The organism is Sulfitobacter sediminis (assembly GCF_040811725.1).
Taxonomy (GTDB): domain Bacteria; phylum Pseudomonadota; class Alphaproteobacteria; order Rhodobacterales; family Rhodobacteraceae; genus Sulfitobacter; species Sulfitobacter sediminis.
The window spans coordinates 49,659-66,613 of the sequence record NZ_JBFNXX010000009.1 but is presented as its reverse complement, the minus strand read 5'-3'; the positions used below and the strand labels follow the sequence as shown (position 1 = coordinate 66,613).

General features: G+C 59.7%; 14 protein-coding genes. 5 read left to right on the top strand and 9 right to left on the bottom strand.

Going from position 1 to position 16,955, the window contains the following annotated elements:
- The first annotated feature begins 137 nt into the window (after positions 1-137).
- Complete coding sequence (gene msrA, locus AB2B41_RS13075; RefSeq protein ID WP_367878242.1) at positions 138-803, top strand: peptide-methionine (S)-S-oxide reductase MsrA; 666 nt, start codon at positions 138-140, stop codon at positions 801-803.
- A gap of 13 nt (positions 804-816) precedes the next feature.
- Here msrA and AB2B41_RS13070 read toward each other — a convergent pair whose 3' ends face one another.
- From AB2B41_RS13070 to AB2B41_RS13060, 3 genes are all read right to left on the bottom strand, one after another.
- A complete protein-coding gene (locus AB2B41_RS13070) occupies positions 817-1,689 on the bottom strand; it encodes a ribokinase (RefSeq protein WP_367878241.1) in 873 nt (290 codons plus the stop codon).
- On the bottom strand, positions 1,686-3,944 hold the full coding sequence (locus AB2B41_RS13065) for an NADP-dependent malic enzyme (RefSeq protein WP_367878240.1): 2,259 nt from the start codon (positions 3,942-3,944) through the stop codon (positions 1,686-1,688). The genes AB2B41_RS13070 and AB2B41_RS13065 overlap by 4 nt, the downstream gene beginning before the upstream one ends.
- A 68-nt stretch (positions 3,945-4,012) precedes the next feature.
- Entirely contained in the window at positions 4,013-5,734 is a 1,722-nt protein-coding gene (locus AB2B41_RS13060) for a glycosyltransferase 61 family protein (RefSeq protein ID WP_367878239.1), read from the bottom strand.
- A 144-nt stretch (positions 5,735-5,878) separates the two neighbouring features.
- On the opposite strand from AB2B41_RS13060, the gene mutS reads away from it, so the two are divergent.
- Positions 5,879-8,527, top strand: a complete 2,649-nt coding sequence (gene mutS, locus AB2B41_RS13055; RefSeq protein WP_420014292.1) for a DNA mismatch repair protein MutS — start codon at positions 5,879-5,881, stop codon at positions 8,525-8,527.
- Between the two features lie 31 nt (positions 8,528-8,558).
- On the opposite strand, the gene AB2B41_RS13050 is transcribed toward mutS, so the two are convergent.
- Entirely contained in the window at positions 8,559-9,122 is a 564-nt protein-coding gene (locus AB2B41_RS13050; protein WP_367878238.1) for a nucleotide exchange factor GrpE, read from the bottom strand.
- A 9-nt stretch (positions 9,123-9,131) separates the two neighbouring features.
- A complete protein-coding gene (hrcA, locus tag AB2B41_RS13045; protein ID WP_367878350.1) occupies positions 9,132-10,166 on the bottom strand; it encodes a heat-inducible transcriptional repressor HrcA in 1,035 nt (344 codons plus the stop codon).
- A 141-nt stretch (positions 10,167-10,307) separates the two neighbouring features.
- Here hrcA and rph point away from each other — a divergent pair, with 141 nt between their 5' ends.
- Genes rph through hemW form a run of 3 tightly spaced genes read left to right on the top strand, consistent with a single transcriptional unit; the run spans position 10,308 to position 12,779 of the window.
- Positions 10,308-11,021: a ribonuclease PH gene (gene rph / locus AB2B41_RS13040; RefSeq protein WP_367878237.1), complete on the top strand. Its 714-nt coding sequence runs from the start codon at positions 10,308-10,310 to the stop codon at positions 11,019-11,021.
- The gene (gene rdgB, locus AB2B41_RS13035; protein ID WP_367878236.1) at positions 11,018-11,629 is read left to right on the top strand and encodes an RdgB/HAM1 family non-canonical purine NTP pyrophosphatase; all 612 of its coding nucleotides are present in this window, start codon (positions 11,018-11,020) and stop codon (positions 11,627-11,629) included. Before rph ends, rdgB begins: the two co-directional genes overlap by 4 nt.
- Positions 11,622-12,779, top strand: a complete 1,158-nt coding sequence (gene hemW / locus AB2B41_RS13030; RefSeq protein WP_367878235.1) for a radical SAM family heme chaperone HemW — start codon at positions 11,622-11,624, stop codon at positions 12,777-12,779. Before rdgB ends, hemW begins: the two co-directional genes overlap by 8 nt.
- On the opposite strand, the gene AB2B41_RS13025 is transcribed toward hemW, so the two are convergent.
- Genes AB2B41_RS13025 through mnmG form a run of 4 tightly spaced genes read right to left on the bottom strand, consistent with a single transcriptional unit; the run spans position 12,776 to position 16,942 of the window.
- A complete protein-coding gene (locus AB2B41_RS13025) occupies positions 12,776-13,672 on the bottom strand; it encodes a ParB/RepB/Spo0J family partition protein (RefSeq protein WP_367878234.1) in 897 nt (298 codons plus the stop codon). The genes hemW and AB2B41_RS13025 overlap by 4 nt on opposite strands.
- Positions 13,673-13,681: 9 nt before the next feature.
- Complete coding sequence (locus AB2B41_RS13020) at positions 13,682-14,482, bottom strand: ParA family protein (RefSeq protein ID WP_367878233.1); 801 nt, start codon at positions 14,480-14,482, stop codon at positions 13,682-13,684.
- Positions 14,475-15,080, bottom strand: coding sequence for a 16S rRNA (guanine(527)-N(7))-methyltransferase RsmG (gene rsmG / locus AB2B41_RS13015; RefSeq protein WP_367878232.1), 606 nt, complete (start codon positions 15,078-15,080; stop codon positions 14,475-14,477). Before rsmG ends, AB2B41_RS13020 begins: the two co-directional genes overlap by 8 nt.
- Entirely contained in the window at positions 15,080-16,942 is a 1,863-nt protein-coding gene (mnmG, locus tag AB2B41_RS13010; RefSeq protein ID WP_367878231.1) for a tRNA uridine-5-carboxymethylaminomethyl(34) synthesis enzyme MnmG, read from the bottom strand. The genes rsmG and mnmG overlap by 1 nt, the downstream gene beginning before the upstream one ends.
- Positions 16,943-16,955 lie beyond the last annotated feature (13 nt).

Here is a 16,955-nt window from a genome sequence, read left to right as displayed (position 1 = left end):
TCAAATTCACCGCGACGCTAGGAATGTTACAGCGGGGTGCCAAGCGGTAAATTGCCTTCACCTGCCCGTGACATGGCGTGCCCACGCATTGCGCTATCTCCCCTGCATCGACAAGCTGATCCTGAAAGTACACTGCCATGTCCCATCTCTCCACGTTCAAGACCTTCGCGCTGGCCGCGCTGATCGTCATCGGCTTTTGCGCACAATCCAAACCGGTCCGGGCGGCAGAGCTTGAAACACTGACCGTTGCAGGCGGCTGTTTCTGGTGCGTCGAAGCAGACTTCGAATCGGTGCGCGGCGTGAAGGAGGCGGTTTCCGGATTTGCCGGCGGAAAGACGGCCAATCCAACCTACAAGCAGGTCACCGCAGGCGGCACGGGACACTACGAGGCTGTCCAGATTACCTTCGATCCCGATGTCACAAGCCGCGACACTCTTCTGAACCTGTTCTTCCGGTCCATCGATCCCACGGATGCGGGCGGCCAGTTCTGTGACCGGGGCGAAAGCTATCGAACTGCGGTCTTCCCGGCGAACGAAGCGCAGCGCGCCGCAGCTGAGCAAGCGAAAGCCGATGCACAGGCAGCACTTGGTCAGACCATTGTCACGCCCATCCTCGATACTTCACCCTTCTACCCGGCGGACGACTACCACCAGGATTATTATAAGAGCGACGACCGGCTGGCGGTCACATCGGTCGGGATCGGGGTCAAGAAATCCACGGCCTACAAGCGGTATCGCAAGGGCTGCGGCCGCGACGCGCGTGTGAAACAGCTCTGGGGTTCGGACGCACCCTTCGTGAGCTAAAGCACGGCTTGCCTCAACCGAAGTCGTGATCCTGTATTTCCTTGAGGTCGGGGATCACATCCGCTGTTCCCTCCCTTGCGACCATCAGCGCCGCTGCTCGCATGCCGAGGTCGATCGCCTGATCCATCGGCAAACCCCGGTCAATTGCCGCAACTAGGTAACCGGTAAAAGTATCGCCCGCGCCCGTGGTATCGACCACATCAACCGGGTGAGCCGGGTATCTCTCCACTGTTCCCTGCTTGTTAGAGACCCATTTGCAGCCGTCCGCCCCAAGTGTGATGACAACGTCGTCGATGGGCAGTTCCGTGATGTCCCGCCCGGTCGCCTCGACCAACTGCGCGGCCTCGACCGCGTTCAGGACAAGCAGGTCGATATAGTGCAGAACCTCCTGCACTGCCGCCGCCGAAAAGGGAGCCGCCGCATAGGCAAACCGCAGACCAAGGGTCTTGGCTGTCGCAGCCGCATAGGCCTGTCCGCAGGTCTCGTTCTGCATCAGAAGGAAATCGCCCGGACTGGCCTCGGCCAGCGCCGCGCCGATCATCGCCTCGCTAATCGCATGGTTCGCACCCGGAAAGATGACGATGTTGTTCTCACCGCCCGCATCGACGTTGATATTGGCATGGCCTGTAGCAGTTCCGACGGTGGCGATGTGCCGGGTATCGACGCCATACTCCAGGAGGCGCTCGACCGCCCATTTTCCATCCGGCCCCACGGCCCCGAGATGCGCCACCCGCGCTGCCGCCCGGGCGGCGGCGACAGACATGTTTGCCCCCTTGCCCCCCAGACCCTGGTGAAAGCGCGTCGCCGCAATCGTCTCGCCCGGCGCGGGCAGATGGGTCAGGTGATAGAAATTATCGACATTGATCGAGCCGAGGTTCCAGATCATTCGCCTACCTTGCAGGCCGCGAGGATAGCCATGTTGAGGATATCATTCGCCGTCGCCGTCGTGGAGCAAATCTGGATCGACTTGTCGAGACCCGTCAGAATCGGACCGATAACCGTAGCTCCGGCCATCTCCTGCATCAGTTTCACAGAAATGCTTGCCGAATGGCGTGCGGGCACGATCAGGATATTCGCAGGTCCCGTCAGGCGCGAGAATGGATAGTGCGCCTGCGCCGCCGCGTTCAGCGCAACGTCGACGGTCATTTCGCCCTCGTATTCGAAATCCACGCCGCGTGCGTCCAGCACCTTGGGGGCCGAGTGCATTTTGACCGCGCGCTCGGACAACGGATAGCCGAAGGTCGAAAAGCTGACGAAGGCGACACGCGGCTCGAGCCCAAGGTGGCGCACGACACGCGCGCCGCGTTCCGCGATGTTGGCAAGGTCGTTTTCGTCCGGCCATTCGTGCACCAGCGTATCGGCGATAAAGACGATTCGTCCCTTGTGCAGCAACGCAGTAAAGCCCGCCGCCCCGTGCTCGGCATTCGCCTCGAAGACATGGTTCAGCCGGTCGAGAACATGCGCCGACTTGCGCGTGGCGCCGGTAACGAGACCATCGCCATGTCCATGGGCCAGCATCAGCGCGGCAAAGACGTGCCTGTCGCGGGCCGCCAGTCGGTGAATGTCCTTGGCGTCAAAGCCGCGCCGCTGCAGCCGGTTGTAGAGGTATGTCTTGTAAGTATCGAGATGATCGGTCTTGGCCGCATTCACGACCTCAAGCTCGCGTACGGCATCCGACATCCCCGCATCTTCCAGCTTTTTCTTCACGTCATCCGGCCGGCCCACGACCAGCGCCTTTCCAAGACCCGAGCGCTGGTAGGTCACCGCCGCCCGCAGCACGCGTGGATCGTCGCCTTCCGCAAAGATCATGCGCGCCTGGTTCGCCCGCGCCCGCGCGTTGATCCCGCGCAGGATATTGGCCGTCGGATCCATACGCGACTTGAGGTTGACCTCGTAGGCTTCCATGTCGATGATCGGCCGCCGCGCGGCACCGGTATTCATTCCGGCCTTGGCCACTGCTGGCGGGATCCGGTGGATAAGGCGCGGATCGAAGGGGGTCGGGATGATGTAATCGCGGCCAAAGCTGAGCGTCTTGCCATAGGCCAGCGCGACCTCATCCGGTACATCCTCTCGTGCGAGATGCGCCAGCGCATGGGCACAGGCGATCTTCATCTCGTCGTTGATCGCACGCGCATTGATGTCGAGCGCCCCGCGAAATAGGTATGGAAAACCCAGCACGTTGTTGACCTGGTTCGGGTAGTCCGACCGTCCCGTCGCCACGATGGCATCCGGCCGCACCTCATGCGCCATTTCCGGCGTGATCTCGGGGTCCGGGTTCGCCATGGCAAAGATGACCGGATTGTCCGCCATGCTCTCGACCATCGCCTGTGTCACCGCACCCTTGACCGAGACGCCAAGGAACACATCCGCCCCTTTCATGGCCTCTTCAAGCGTGCGCATTTCGGTCTTGACCGCATGGGCCGATTTCCACTGGTTCATGCCCTCGGTACGGCCCTGATAGATCACGCCCTTCGTGTCGCACATGATGCAATTATCGTGCCGGGCTCCCATCGCCTTGAGTAGCTCGAGGCAGGCGATCCCGGCAGCCCCCGCGCCGTTCAGCACGATGCGCACGTCCTCGATCTTCTTTTCGGAGATATGCAGCGCGTTGATCAGCCCTGCCGCACAGATGACCGCCGTGCCGTGCTGGTCATCGTGGAAGACGGGGATGTCCATCTCTTCCTTGAGGCGCTGTTCGATGATGAAGCACTCGGGCGCCTTTATGTCTTCAAGGTTGATACCGCCAAAGGTCGGCCCCATCAGTTTGACCGCGTTGATGAAGGCGTCCGTGTCCTCGGTATCCAGCTCGATGTCGATGGAGTTCACATCGGCAAACCGCTTGAAGAGAACCGCCTTCCCTTCCATCACCGGCTTGGACGCGAGCGCGCCGAGGTTGCCCAACCCCAGAACCGCCGTCCCGTTCGAGATCACGGCGACGAGGTTGCCTTTGTTGGTATAATCGTAGGCCGTTTCCGGCTGCTCCGCGATGGCTTCGCAGGGCACGGCAACGCCGGGCGAATAGGCCAGCGACAGGTCGCGCTGGGTGGTCATCGGCACGGTGGCGGTGATCTCGAACTTGCCGGGTGTCGGCTCAAGATGAAAGGCAAGCGCCTCTTCCGAGGTGATACGGTTCTTGGTCACGGTCGGTGAATTCCCTATTTTTCGCGCACCGTAGCTTTGATCTTGGCGGTGCACAATCTCGCCATGGCTCAGGCGACGTAGCGAATCCAGTCATGATTGCTGATGAATGCCGCGTGTCTTTCGGGAAAGTCGGCCTTGAGCCGTGACAGCGCCCAGCGGATCACCTGTGGCCTTTCGCAACTGTTCGCGCACCAGATGATGCGGATCAGCATCTGCCATCGCGACGGATCGGCCTTGAATGCGGAATCGAGAGCGACAAGCTCGGATTTCGTCTCATGCATCGCCTTGTGACAGTCTGCCTTGAGCAGGCAAAGTTCGGCGTGCCCTGCCAGCAGTTCCGCGTGGTTCTCAAGAACGGCCATTGCATGTTCCTTGGCCCCCACCCGTAGCAGGGTGCGGGCCAGTTTTTCAACCGTCCCGGCGGACTTGAGCGTCGGGTACTGGCCGAGAAAAGAGACGATAAAGGCCATGATCTGCCCCGTCGCCTCGCGCGAGATCGAAACGGAGGCAAGCCCGCCGGTGTCACGTTGCGCAAGTTCTTCGGGGTCTTCCTCCTTGGTATCTCCGAAAAAGGTGACGTAGGTACAACCCGCCGCATGGGCCAACGGCCAGAAGTCCCCCCAGCGTTGCTGTGCTGTCTGCAAGTTGCCCAACTCGATCACGCAGGCGTCAGGATTGGCGAAAAGCATGTTGGTGAAACCGGCACCGTGATAGGACACCATGATCTCGGCCCCCGCCATCAGGGCGATCTGTTCCAGCGGATCAAGGCTTTCAAAGACAACGTAGTCGAAGCCGAAGAGATCGAGATGCTCAAAAAGCATGTCCTCCCCCTCCATCCGCCGCATCCGACTGCGCCGATCGTCGCGGCCGACAAAGAACCGCTTGGGCAGGTGGCTGAAATCCTGGCCTTCAATCGCCTTCAGGGCCCGTTCACGGAGCGCCAGAAGCGATGCGTTCACGATGTTTGCCGAAAGAGGCCGCCGCGCGGCGACGGATGTCACGCCCCCCTTCTTCTTCAGGCTATCGGGCAAGAGATCCGCAATCCCGGCGATGTCGGCTTCGGGCGCCTGGAACAGGCCGCCTGCCATGTCGTAACCCGTCATAACCTTGTCGTAGTGCCGTGGTGCCCGCTGAAAGTGCACGCGCCCGACGTACTCGGGAAAGAGCGCCTCGACAAAGGCCTTGGCGAAGGGGCGCTGCCGGTCTTCGGGATTTGGGAAATGAAAGATGATATCACCCTCAAAGTTGATCTCGTCCAGCAGGGTCAACTGGCAGAGCGACTCGGTGAGGAAATGGAAATAGTTGAACGTGTTCCTGCAGGGGACAGCAAACGCGATATCAGTCTCTAACAAGTCGGAAATCGCCGGTATTTCAGCCGCTGCATTCTTTTCTCGGCAGGTTGCGAAATATGCGTCAAGCCGGTCATTCCCGTCGAGACCCGCCTCCTCGTGAACCCACCTGTAGCGGTTCAGCAAACGCGTGCCGACTGCCCCACTGAGCAGCAGTTGATCCCGCACCGCCACGTAAGACTTCACAAAACTCGCATTGTCGATCAGGACCGGTACACTTGCGAAACAAATCGCCTCGGCAAAGTTTCGATCGCGTTCTGCCGTTCGAATGAGCTTTTCCAGCTGCGCAGTGGTTTCCTTCTCGGCGCTCGCGGCGACACCGGCGATCCGCGTCTTTGGCATCGATTGCCAAGTTTTTTCGGGCCGCCGCAAAAGCTGCAGCCCCCCATCCCGCCAGGGATTGAGAAACACCGCATCGGGCTGCGACAGGAAGTCGGTCATGCTGCTCACCCGGCCCAAGCCAGCTTTTGTTTTGACTGACCCGTTGTACCATGGGCACCCTACCCGTCTAGCGCGAAGGGGTTTGTGCCGCCCCTTTCCCCCGACACCGTGGTTTTGTACAGACAGGGGACGGCCGGGGGGACAATGTTGAGCGACGCAAAGACAACGCCGATGATGGCGCAATATCTGGAGATCAAGGCGGCGCACGAGGGGGCACTGCTGTTCTACCGGATGGGCGATTTCTACGAGATGTTCTTCGATGATGCGGTCGCTGCGGCAGAAGCGCTCGACATCGCACTGACCAAGCGCGGCAAGCACGATGGAAAAGACATCCCGATGTGCGGCGTACCCGTCCATGCCGCCGAAGGCTATCTGTTGACGCTGATCCGAAAGGGATTTCGTGTTGCCGTCTGCGAACAGATGGAAAGCCCAGCAGAGGCAAAAAAGCGAGGCTACAAGGCGGTCGTCAAACGGGACGTGGTGCGGCTGGTTACACCGGGCACCCTGACCGAGGATTCCCTGCTCGAGGCGCGGCGGCACAACTACCTCGCCGCCTTTGCAGAGGTACGGGACAATAGCGCGTTTGCGTGGGTCGATATTTCGACGGGCGCGTTTCACGTCATGGAAATCGCGCAAGTGCGGCTGGGGCCGGAACTGGCCCGGCTGGCCCCCTCGGAACTGATTGTGTCAGAGGCGAAAGAGCGTGAATTGGCTCAGTTAGTCTCTGATTTCGGCATCGCGCTGACCGGGCTTTCACGATCCGCTTTCGACAGCACCGGGACCGAGAAACGGATTTGCGATCTCTTCGCCATCGCGACACTCGACGCCTTCGGCACCTTCAATCGCGCCGAGGTGGCGGCAATGGGCGCTCTGATCGCCTATCTCGAGATTACGCAAAAGGGCAAGCTGCCCCTGCTGCGCCCGCCGCAAAAGGAGAGCGCGGCACGCACGGTTCAGATTGACACCGCGACCCGGCGCAACCTTGAACTGACACACGGTGTTGGGGGCGGGCGTGCTGGATCGCTCCTCGCGCTGATGGACAGGACCTGCACAGCGGGGGGCGCACGACTGCTCGAGCGGCGAATCTCGAGCCCTTCGCGCGTGCGTGACGTCATCACCGCTCGCCTCGACGCAGTCAGCTTTGGCTTTGACAACATGAGACTGGCCCGCGATATGCGTGAAACGCTACGCAAGGTGCCCGATCTCGACCGCGCCCTGTCGCGTCTGTCGCTCGACCGTGGCGGCCCCCGTGACCTTGCCGCCATACGCAATGGGCTGGCCGAAGCCGAACGGCTGGCCGGGCGCTTGCAATCTGAAGACCTGCCGGATCTCCTCGCCAACGCTACTGGAGGCCTTGGGAGGCACGGGCAACTGATTTCGCTTCTTGACGAAGCGCTTGTTGCAGAGCCGCCCTTGCTCGCCCGCGACGGCGGTTTCATCGCACCGGGCTACAACACGGAACTCGACGAGGCACGCAAGCTACGGGATGAGGGACGCGGTGTGATTGCTGGAATGCAGCAGAAATTCGTCTCTGACACAGGGATTTCGTCACTCAAGATCAAGCACAACAATGTCCTTGGCTACTTCGTAGAAACGACGGCGACCCACGCGGAAAAGATGATGTCGCCTCCGCTCAGCGAAACCTTCATCCATCGTCAAACGACTGCGAACCAGGTCCGGTTCACCACGGTCGAACTCTCGGACCTCGAAACCCGGATTCTGAACGCGGGGAACCATGCGCTGGAAATCGAGAAACGGCTCTATGAAAGGCTCAAGGAAGCAATTCTCGATGTGGCGGCGGAAATCGGTCAGACGTCATCGGCCCTTGCCGAGATTGACCTTGCCCTCTCTCTCTCCGAACTGGCCAGTACCGAGAACTGGGTGCGGCCCCGGGTCGACGACACCCGCGCCTTCGAGATCACGGGCGGCCGTCATCCGGTCGTAGAACGTGCCCTCTCTCAGCAATCGGGCGAGCCATTTATTGCCAACGACTGCGATCTGAGCGCAGAGGACGATGCCGGGAATATCTGGCTTCTGACCGGACCGAACATGGCAGGCAAATCCACCTTTTTGCGACAGAATGCATTGATCGCACTGATGGCCCAGATGGGCAGCTTCGTGCCTGCAAGCTCCGCACATATCGGTATCGTCAGCCAGCTTTTCAGCCGTGTCGGTGCCTCGGACGATCTCGCGCGCGGGCGGTCGACGTTCATGGTCGAAATGGTGGAAACCGCGGCGATTCTCAATCAGGCGGATGACCGCGCGCTTGTAATTCTCGACGAGATCGGCCGCGGTACGGCGACCTACGATGGTCTCTCAATTGCCTGGGCGACGCTGGAGCATCTGCACGACGTCAACAAATGCCGCGCGCTCTTTGCGACACATTACCACGAGATGACCGCCCTGGCCGGCAAGCTTGACGGCGTCGACAATGCAACGGTCGCCGTCAAGGAATGGGAAGGTGAAGTGATCTTTCTGCACGAGGTTCGGAAGGGTGCCGCGGACCGATCCTACGGCGTGCAGGTTGCCCAATTGGCCGGACTGCCTGACAGCGTGATCGCCCGTGCGCGCGTTGTGCTGGATGCGTTGGAGAAAGGCGAGCGCGAAGGCGGGGCCACGCAGAAGACCCTCATCGACGATCTGCCGCTTTTCTCGGCCACACCGGTACCTCGGCCCCCGGTTCAGAAATCATCGAAGGTCGAAGAGCAGCTAGCAGAGATCATCCCGGATGAATTGACCCCGCGCGAGGCGCTTGATCTGATCTACAAATTGAAAGAGGCGGCCAAGGGCTGACCGCCTCTGTTGACTTGAAAGGATCCGGGTCTCAGGACGCAGGCTGCGACGACACGCCAACCTGTGCGGGGCGCAGCAGGCGGTCATACAGCATGAACCCTTCGGCAGCCACCTGGATGATATCGCCGGATTTGGTACCCGGCACCGGTGCCTCGAACATCGCCTGATGGAGTTGCGGATCGAAGCGGTCGCCGACTTCCGGTGATATGACCTCGATTCCGTGTTTCTTGAAGACGTTGAGCAGCTCACGCATCGTCAGTTCGACCCCTTCAAGCAAAGCGGCGGAAATCGCCTTCTGCTCTTCCGTCGCCGCCTCCAGTGCGCGTTTCAGATTGTCGTAGACGGGCAGCATATCGCGGGCCAGTTTCGATCCGCCATATTGCTCCGCCTCGCGACGGTCTTTCTCGGACCGCTTGCGCGCGTTCTCGGCATCTGCCAGCGCACGCATGAATTTGTTCTTCAGCTCGTCCCGCTCTGCGCGCAACTGATCCAGCTCAATCGCATCATCGTCGATCTCAGCATCCTGGTTGGCGAATTCTTCCGCCATCGCCTCTTCCAGGTCATCCAGAAAATCGTTCTCTTTTGCCTCGGCCATCTTTCACCTCTAGCTTCGGTCGGACACCAGTTTGCCCACCAGCTGTGCTGTGTAGTTCACGATTGGCACGATGCGTCCGTAGTTCAGACGCGTGGGCCCAATGACCCCGACCGCACCGATCACTTTTCGATCAGCGTTCATATAAGGAGAAACCACCAGAGAGGAACCCGAAAGTGAGAAAAGTTTGTTTTCCGAGCCGATAAAAATGCGAACGCCTTCGGCATCATCGGCCAGTTCGAGGAATTCAGCGATATCACGCTTGCGCTCAAGGTCATCGAACAGCGTCTTGATGCGTGCCAGATCTTCTTCCTCGGCCTCACCCGCCAGCAGATTCGACCTCCCGCGCACGATCAATCTCTCGGAGTTCTCGTCCCCCCCTTCCCAAAGGGCCAAACCGCTTTCGACCAGTTGCTGGGCAAGAATGTCGATCTCCTGCCGCCGCAGCATAATCTCTCTTTCAATTGTGCGCTGCAGTTCGCTGATTGTCTTGCCTTCGACAATGGCGTTGAGGAAATTCGCCGCCTCGCGCATGGAACTTGGGGTCTGCCCAAGCGGCGGGGTAAAAAGCCGATTTTCCACATGTCCGTCCGAAAACACCAGTACCACCAGCGCGCGATCCTGCGACAGAGACACGAATTCGATGTGTTTGATCGGCGCCTCGTGCTTGGGTGTCAGTACCAGCGACGCGCCTTGCGTCACCCCGGAAAGTGCCGAACCGACCCTGTCGAGGATGCCCGTCACATCAGAAGCATTGTCGCCGAGTGTCGCATCGATCATCTCGCGATCCGTTTCCGTCGGGTCGCCAAGTTCGATCATGCTGTCCACGAACATCCGCAAGCCCATCTGCGTCGGGATACGACCCGCGCTGATATGGGGGGAGCCGAGAAGACCCATGTATTCCAGGTCCTGCATGACGTTCCGGATGGTGGCCGCGCTGACCTTTTCGCTGAAGTCCCGGGTCAGCGTGCGCGATCCTACCGGATCGCCGCTTGCAAGGTAGCCTTCGACCACTCGGCGAAAGACCTCGCGGGAGCGGTCGTTCATCTCTTGCAGCAGCTTGGAAGTGTCTGACTGGGGTTGACTCATGATACTGTAATAAAGGTGCCCCGGTTCCAAACGTCAATCGGGGTTGCATCACGCATCGTGGGAGGAGTATGCCCGGCCCGTACCATAAAAGGAAATGCCATGCGCCCCTCTGGCCGGAACTTAGATGAAATGCGTGCCGTCTCTGTCGAGACGGGGTTCACAAAGCATGCCGAGGGTTCTGCCCTGATCAAGATGGGGGATACCCATGTTCTCTGCACCGCGACAATCGAGGATCGCGTGCCGCCGTTTATCAAGGGGTCCGGGCTGGGCTGGGTCACTGCAGAATACGGGATGTTGCCACGTGCAACAAATACCCGGATGCGGCGGGAAGCGTCGGCGGGCAAACAAGGTGGGCGAACTGTTGAAATTCAGCGCCTGATCGGCCGGTCGCTGCGCGCAGGTGTGGATCGCGTGGCGCTGGGCGAGCGGCAGATCACGGTCGACTGCGACGTTCTGCAGGCCGACGGCGGCACGCGCTGCGCCTCGATCACCGGTGGCTGGATTGCGCTGCGACTCGCGGTAAACAAGTTGATGAAGGCGGGCGACGTGATCAGCGATCCGCTGACCGATCCGGTTGCCGCCGTCAGCTGCGGCATCTACGCGGGCCAGCCGGTTATCGATCTTGACTACCCCGAGGATTCCGAGGCTGGCGTCGATGGGAACTTCATCATGACCGGGTCGAGGCGCCTCATTGAAGTGCAGATGAGCGCCGAAGGGTCGACCTATTCCCGTGACCAGATGAACGCCCTGATGGATCTGGCCGAGAAAGGTGTCACTGAGCTGGTCGCAATCCAGAAGGGCGCGACCGCGTGACACGCAAATTCACCTCGGACCGACTGCTGATCGCCACGCATAACGCGGGCAAGCTGGAAGAGATGCAGCAGCTTTTCGCACCGCGCGGCATTACCGTCGTGGGCGCTGCCGAGATGAACCTGCCCGAACCCGAAGAAACCGAAAGCACCTTTGTCGGCAATGCCCGGATCAAGGCACACGCCGCCGCCAAGGCGACCGGTCTGCCCGCGCTTTCCGATGATTCAGGGATCGAGGTCGAGGCACTTGACGGCGCACCCGGTGTCTATACCGCCGATTGGGCCGAAACGCCGAATGGCCGCGATTTCATGATGGCAATGACCAAGACACATAATCTCCTCGAAGAGCGCGGCGCGGCGCATCCCCGCAAGGCGCGCTTCTGCGCCACGCTGGTCCTCGCCTGGCCCGACGGACATGACGAGGTTTTCGCCGGAACAGTCTCTGGTACGCTGGTCTGGCCGGTGCGCGGAAAGCTTGGTCATGGGTACGATCCGATGTTCCAGCCGGACGGATACGATGCGACCTTCGCCGAAATGGAGGCGGATCAGAAGAACGCCATCAGCCACCGTGCGGATGCGGTTGCAAAGCTGCTGAAGGGTTGCTTTGACTGAGGATTGGCGCCAGGGCGGCTTTGGCCTCTACATTCATTGGCCGTTCTGTGAGGCAAAGTGCCCCTACTGCGATTTCAACAGCCATGTAAGCCGCTCCATCGACCAGTCAGCCTGGCGCGAGGCCTATCTGTCAGAAATCCGGCGCGCGGCGCATGAGACACCCGGCCGCGTCCTGAACTCGGTCTTTTTCGGGGGTGGCACACCCAGCCTGATGGACCCCGACACGGTGGCCGCAATCATCGCCGTAATCCGTCAGCACTGGCCCGTTGCGAATGATCTCGAAATCACGCTTGAGGCCAACCCTAGCTCGGTCGAGGCGGGAAGGTTTGCCGCCTTCCGCGCCGCCGGCGTCAATCGTGTCTCCATGGGTATCCAGGCGCTGAACGATCCCGATCTGAGAAGACTCGGACGTCTCCACAGCGTCGACGAAGCGCTTGCTGCTTTCGACATTGCGCGTAATCACTTCGAGCGAGTCAGTTTCGATTTGATCTACGGCCGACAGGATCAGACGCTTGCGGATTGGGAAGCGGAGCTGAATCAGGCTCTATCATTGGCGATTGACCACATTTCCCTTTATCAGTTGACCATCGAACAAGGCACGGCGTTCGGCGACCGCTATGCCAAGGGCAAGCTCCGGGGGTTGCCGGACGAAGACCTCGGCGCGGACCTTTATGCGCTGACGCAAGACATCTGTGGCGCTCATGGAATGGCAGCATATGAAGTTTCGAACCACGCCCGCGATGGCGCGCAATCGCGGCACAACCTGATCTACTGGCGCTGTGGGGACTACTTGGGAATCGGTCCTGGGGCGCACGGGCGCCTGACGAAGAACGGGACGCGCTGGGCCACGGAGTGTTTCAGCAATCCCGACCGTTGGCTTTCCGGTGCTGCGTTGGGTCAGACAGAACGGGATCGCGAGGCGCTTGGCCGCGACGCGCAGGCGACGGAGTTTCTCCTGATGGGTCTCCGCCTGAAAGAAGGGGTTTCCCTGTCTCGCTACGCCAACTTGAGTGGAAAAAGCCTGGGACGTGAAAACCTGGAACATCTTCAACAGATCGGCATGATTCAGCTGGCCGAAGACAGATTAACCGTTACAAATCAAGGGTTTGTCGTCTTGAACGCCGTAATTGAAGCGCTTCTCCCGGACTAGCCCCCGCCCAGCATGCGGCACAGGGTATCCAGTTCATCAAGGGAGCCATACTGAACCGTCAAGCGCCCGCCTTCCTGGCCCGGCTTGTGATCGATCGTTACCTTCATACCGGTCGAGGCCGACAGATCGCCCTCAAGCGCCTTGGTATCCGCGTCCTTTTCTTCAGTCTGCACTTTTCGCTTCGGTGTCTCGCCACTTTCGGAAGCCGAAGCCTCTTTCTTGACCAGTGCTTCCGCAGCCCGAACCGACAGCCCGCCCTTTACGATCTGATGCGCCATCTTTACCGGATCCTGCGCCGGAACAAGCGCCCGCGCGTGTCCTGCGCTGAGTGCACCTTCACGGACCATCTCGACCACCGCATCAGGCAGATTGAGAAGCCGCAGGAGGTTCGCGATGTGACTGCGGCTCTTGCCCAAAGCCTCTGCCATCTTTTCCTGCGTATGGCCGAACTTGTCCATCAACTGCCGATACCCCGCGGCCTCTTCAATGGCGTTTAGGTTGGCACGCTGGATGTTTTCGATGATCGCGACCTCAAGAACCTCAACATCGGTGAAGTCCCGCACGATCACCGGCAACTCATGAAGCTGCGCCAATTGTGCCGCCCGCCAGCGCCGCTCCCCCGCAACGATCTCGAAACTGCCGTCTGCGCGGGCACGGACGATAAGGGGCTGAATCACGCCCTTTTCCTTGATGGACGCCGCCAGATCGTCCAGTTCGGATTTCTCGAACCTCTTACGTGGCTGATCAGGGTTTGGCGAGATTCGCTCAATTGCAACAAATTGCTCTGCCGCCGCCGGCCCCTTGGCTGCAACCGCCTCAGTCTCTGCCACATCCGCCATCAAAGCCGACAGACCCCGTCCCAGGCCGCGTTTTCTTTCTGGTCTGTCTGCCATGGTCACCCTCTATGCGACGTTGTTCTTGATGATTTCCTTGGCCAAGGACCGATAGGCCATCGCCCCTTTGGATTGCGGATCGTAGGACAGCACCGGCATGGCAAAGCTTGGCGCCTCGCTGACCCGAACGTTGCGCGGGATCACCGTTTTGAACACAAGCTCACCAAGATTACTGCGCGCATCATGCTCAACCTGCTGGGACAAGTTATTGCGTTTGTCGTACATGGTTAACACAACACCTTCGATACGCAATTCCTTGTTTCCGCTCTGACGCACTTCACGAATAGTCATCATCAATTGACTGAGACCCTCCAGCGCGAAGAATTCACTTTGCAGCGGAACCAATACCGAATGCGCCGCGATCATCGCGTTGACGGTCAGAAGGTTCAGCGAGGGCGGACAATCGATTAGAATGTAGTCGAGGTTGAAAGTGTCGATCTGCGTCTGCCGCAGGGCATCGTGCAGAAGAAAGCTGCGTTTCTCAGCGGAAAGAAGCTCGACATCCGCAGAGCTCAGGTCAACCGTCGCCGGCACGATGTACAAATCATCGTAAGACGTCTTCATTACCACTTTATCAAGCGCGATATCATCAAGAAGCAGCTCGTATGTCGTGTATTCCCGGTCATCCACGTCAATCCCCAAACCTGTCGACGCATTCCCCTGCGGATCGAGGTCCACAAGCAAAACCCGCTTGCCCTGTTCAACCAAAGCCGCGGCCAGGTTGATGGATGTGGTCGTCTTGCCGACACCCCCTTTCTGGTTCGCAACGGCAATGATCTTGGGGCCAGCGGGGCGGGACAAGTCAGACACGAGAGATATCCTTGATCTTCAGAATCGCGGCGTCGGGGTTGGTTTTGCTTCTAATGGGATCACATTCGTATGACCACCGCATTCGCGCCTTCTGATGCTCCGTTTCCCAAAGGGAACCTTTCGGGAAAAGCGCTGTCCCCCCTGACTTCAGATGTCTTTCGGCAAACTCGAGGAGGACATCCAGTTCCGCAAGCGCGCGCGCGGACAGGACATCAGCGTTCAACGGTTCAATCTCTTCGATCCGCCCAGAAATAACCTTGGCATTCAGACCCAGCTCGCGGATAGCGGTACGCAGAAAGGTTCCCTTGCGTAGATCACTTTCGACAAGAACGAACCGCTGATCCCTGCTTTTCTCCTGAGCAAGAATGCTGACCACGATCCCGGGAAACCCGCCCCCGCTCCCCAGATCGACCCATGTTTCGAAGGGGGGCGCAAGAGCGAAGAGTTGCGCTGAGTCCAAAATGTGCCGCTCCCAAAGCTCGGCTTCGCTTTGTCGGGAGATCAAGTTGATTTTCGCTGTCCACTTCTGAACGAGCTTTACGAAAGCATCCAGCTTGGCAAATGTTTCACGTGAAACATTCAGGTCTTCAGAGGTCATCACGCCGATTTCTTGTCCGACAAGCGACGCAGTGTGGCGAGGATCAGCGTCAGGGCTGCTGGTGTCACCCCATCCACCCGTGCGGCCTGAGCCAGCGTCTCGGGCTTCGCGGCCGAGAGTTTAGCTTTGAGTTCGTTGGACAGCCCTTCGAGCGCCTCATAAGCAAAGCCTTCTGGGATCCTGTGCGCCTCATCCTTTCGCAAGGTTTCGATCTCGGCCTTCTGACGACCCAGGTAATTGGCGTAGAGCGCATCGCGCTCGATCTGTTGACGGATCTCGGGCTCTGTTTCCGAAAGGTCCGGGAGGAGCGATATCACATCCTCAAATTTCGCATCCGGGAATGACAGCAATTGAAAAGCGGTGCGCCGCGTTCCATCCTGGCTGACGGAAATCCCGGATTTTGCCGCCTCCGACGGGGTAAAGCTCGTCCCCGTCAGGCGCTGCTTTACCCGTTCCAGCTTTTCCATCTTGGCCGTGAAGGCCTCCGCACGTTCCCCGGATACGCATCCCAGATCCAATGCCAGTGGCGTCAGACGCTGGTCGGCGTTGTCGGCGCGCAAAGACAAACGGAACTCGGCGCGGGACGTGAACATACGATAGGGCTCGCTGACGCCCCGGGTTGTCAGGTCATCAATCATGACGCCGATGTAGCTGTCGGCGCGACTGAAATGAACCGCGGATTTTCCCCGGACAGCTAAGGCCGCGTTCAGACCGGCGACAAGTCCTTGCGCCGCGGCTTCCTCGTAACCTGTCGTCCCATTGATCTGCCCTGCAAGGTACAGCCCTTTCAGCGCACGAAGCTCAAGTGTGCTGCTCAGCGCGCGCGGATCAACGTAATCGTACTCGATGGCATATCCTGGCTGGAGGATCACGGCATCCTCCAGACCTCGCATGGTATGGACATAATCTGCCTGGACACTCTCCGGCAGGGAGGTGGAAATACCGTTGGGGTACACCGTGTGATCGTCGGCTCCTTCCGGCTCAAGGAACACCTGGTGGGAGTCCTTATCCGCAAAACGTACGACCTTGTCCTCAATAGAGGGGCAATAGCGCGGGCCGATACCGTCGATATGGCCACCGTACATCGCCGAACGGCCCAGGTTTTCCCGGATAATCTGATGAGTCCGCTCATTGGTGTGCGTGATGCCACAAGAAATCTGGCGCGCCGAAACCGAGCTCGACAGGAAGGAAAACAGCGTTGGGTCTTCATCGCCTGGCTGGCTCTCCAGCACACTCCAATCAATCGTTCGCCCATCCAGGCGTGGCGGCGTTCCGGTCTTCAACCGTCCAAGTGGCAGCGCAAGAGCGTCCAGTCGTTTGGCAAGCTTGTTCGAAGCCCGATCGCCCATGCGGCCGCCGGAATGGGATACATCACCAATGTGGATCACCCCGCGCAGGAATGTCCCGGTCGTCAGAACAACGGCGGCGGCCTTGATGATCTCTCCATCATTGATTTCGACGCCAGTAATACGATCGTTCTCGATGACAAAGTCCGTTGCCTCCCCCTCGACAATCTCAAGCTTGGAACGGTCCAGCATCTCGGCCAACATCGTTTCGCGGTATATCTTCCGATCCGCCTGCGCGCGCGGGCCCTGTACTGCTGGGCCCTTGCGTCGGTTCAGCAGACGGAACTGGATACCCGCACGGTCGGCGACCCGACCCATCACCCCGTCCATCGCATCGATCTCGCGTACCAGGTGACCTTTACCCAAACCGCCGATGGCCGGATTGCAGGACATCACACCGATACCGTCCATCGTCATCGTCACAAGAGCAGTCCGCACGCCCATGCGCGCAGCGGCATGGGCCGCTTCCGCCCCGGCGTGACCGCCGCCAATAACAACAACTTCAAAATGTTTCACGTGAAACACTCCA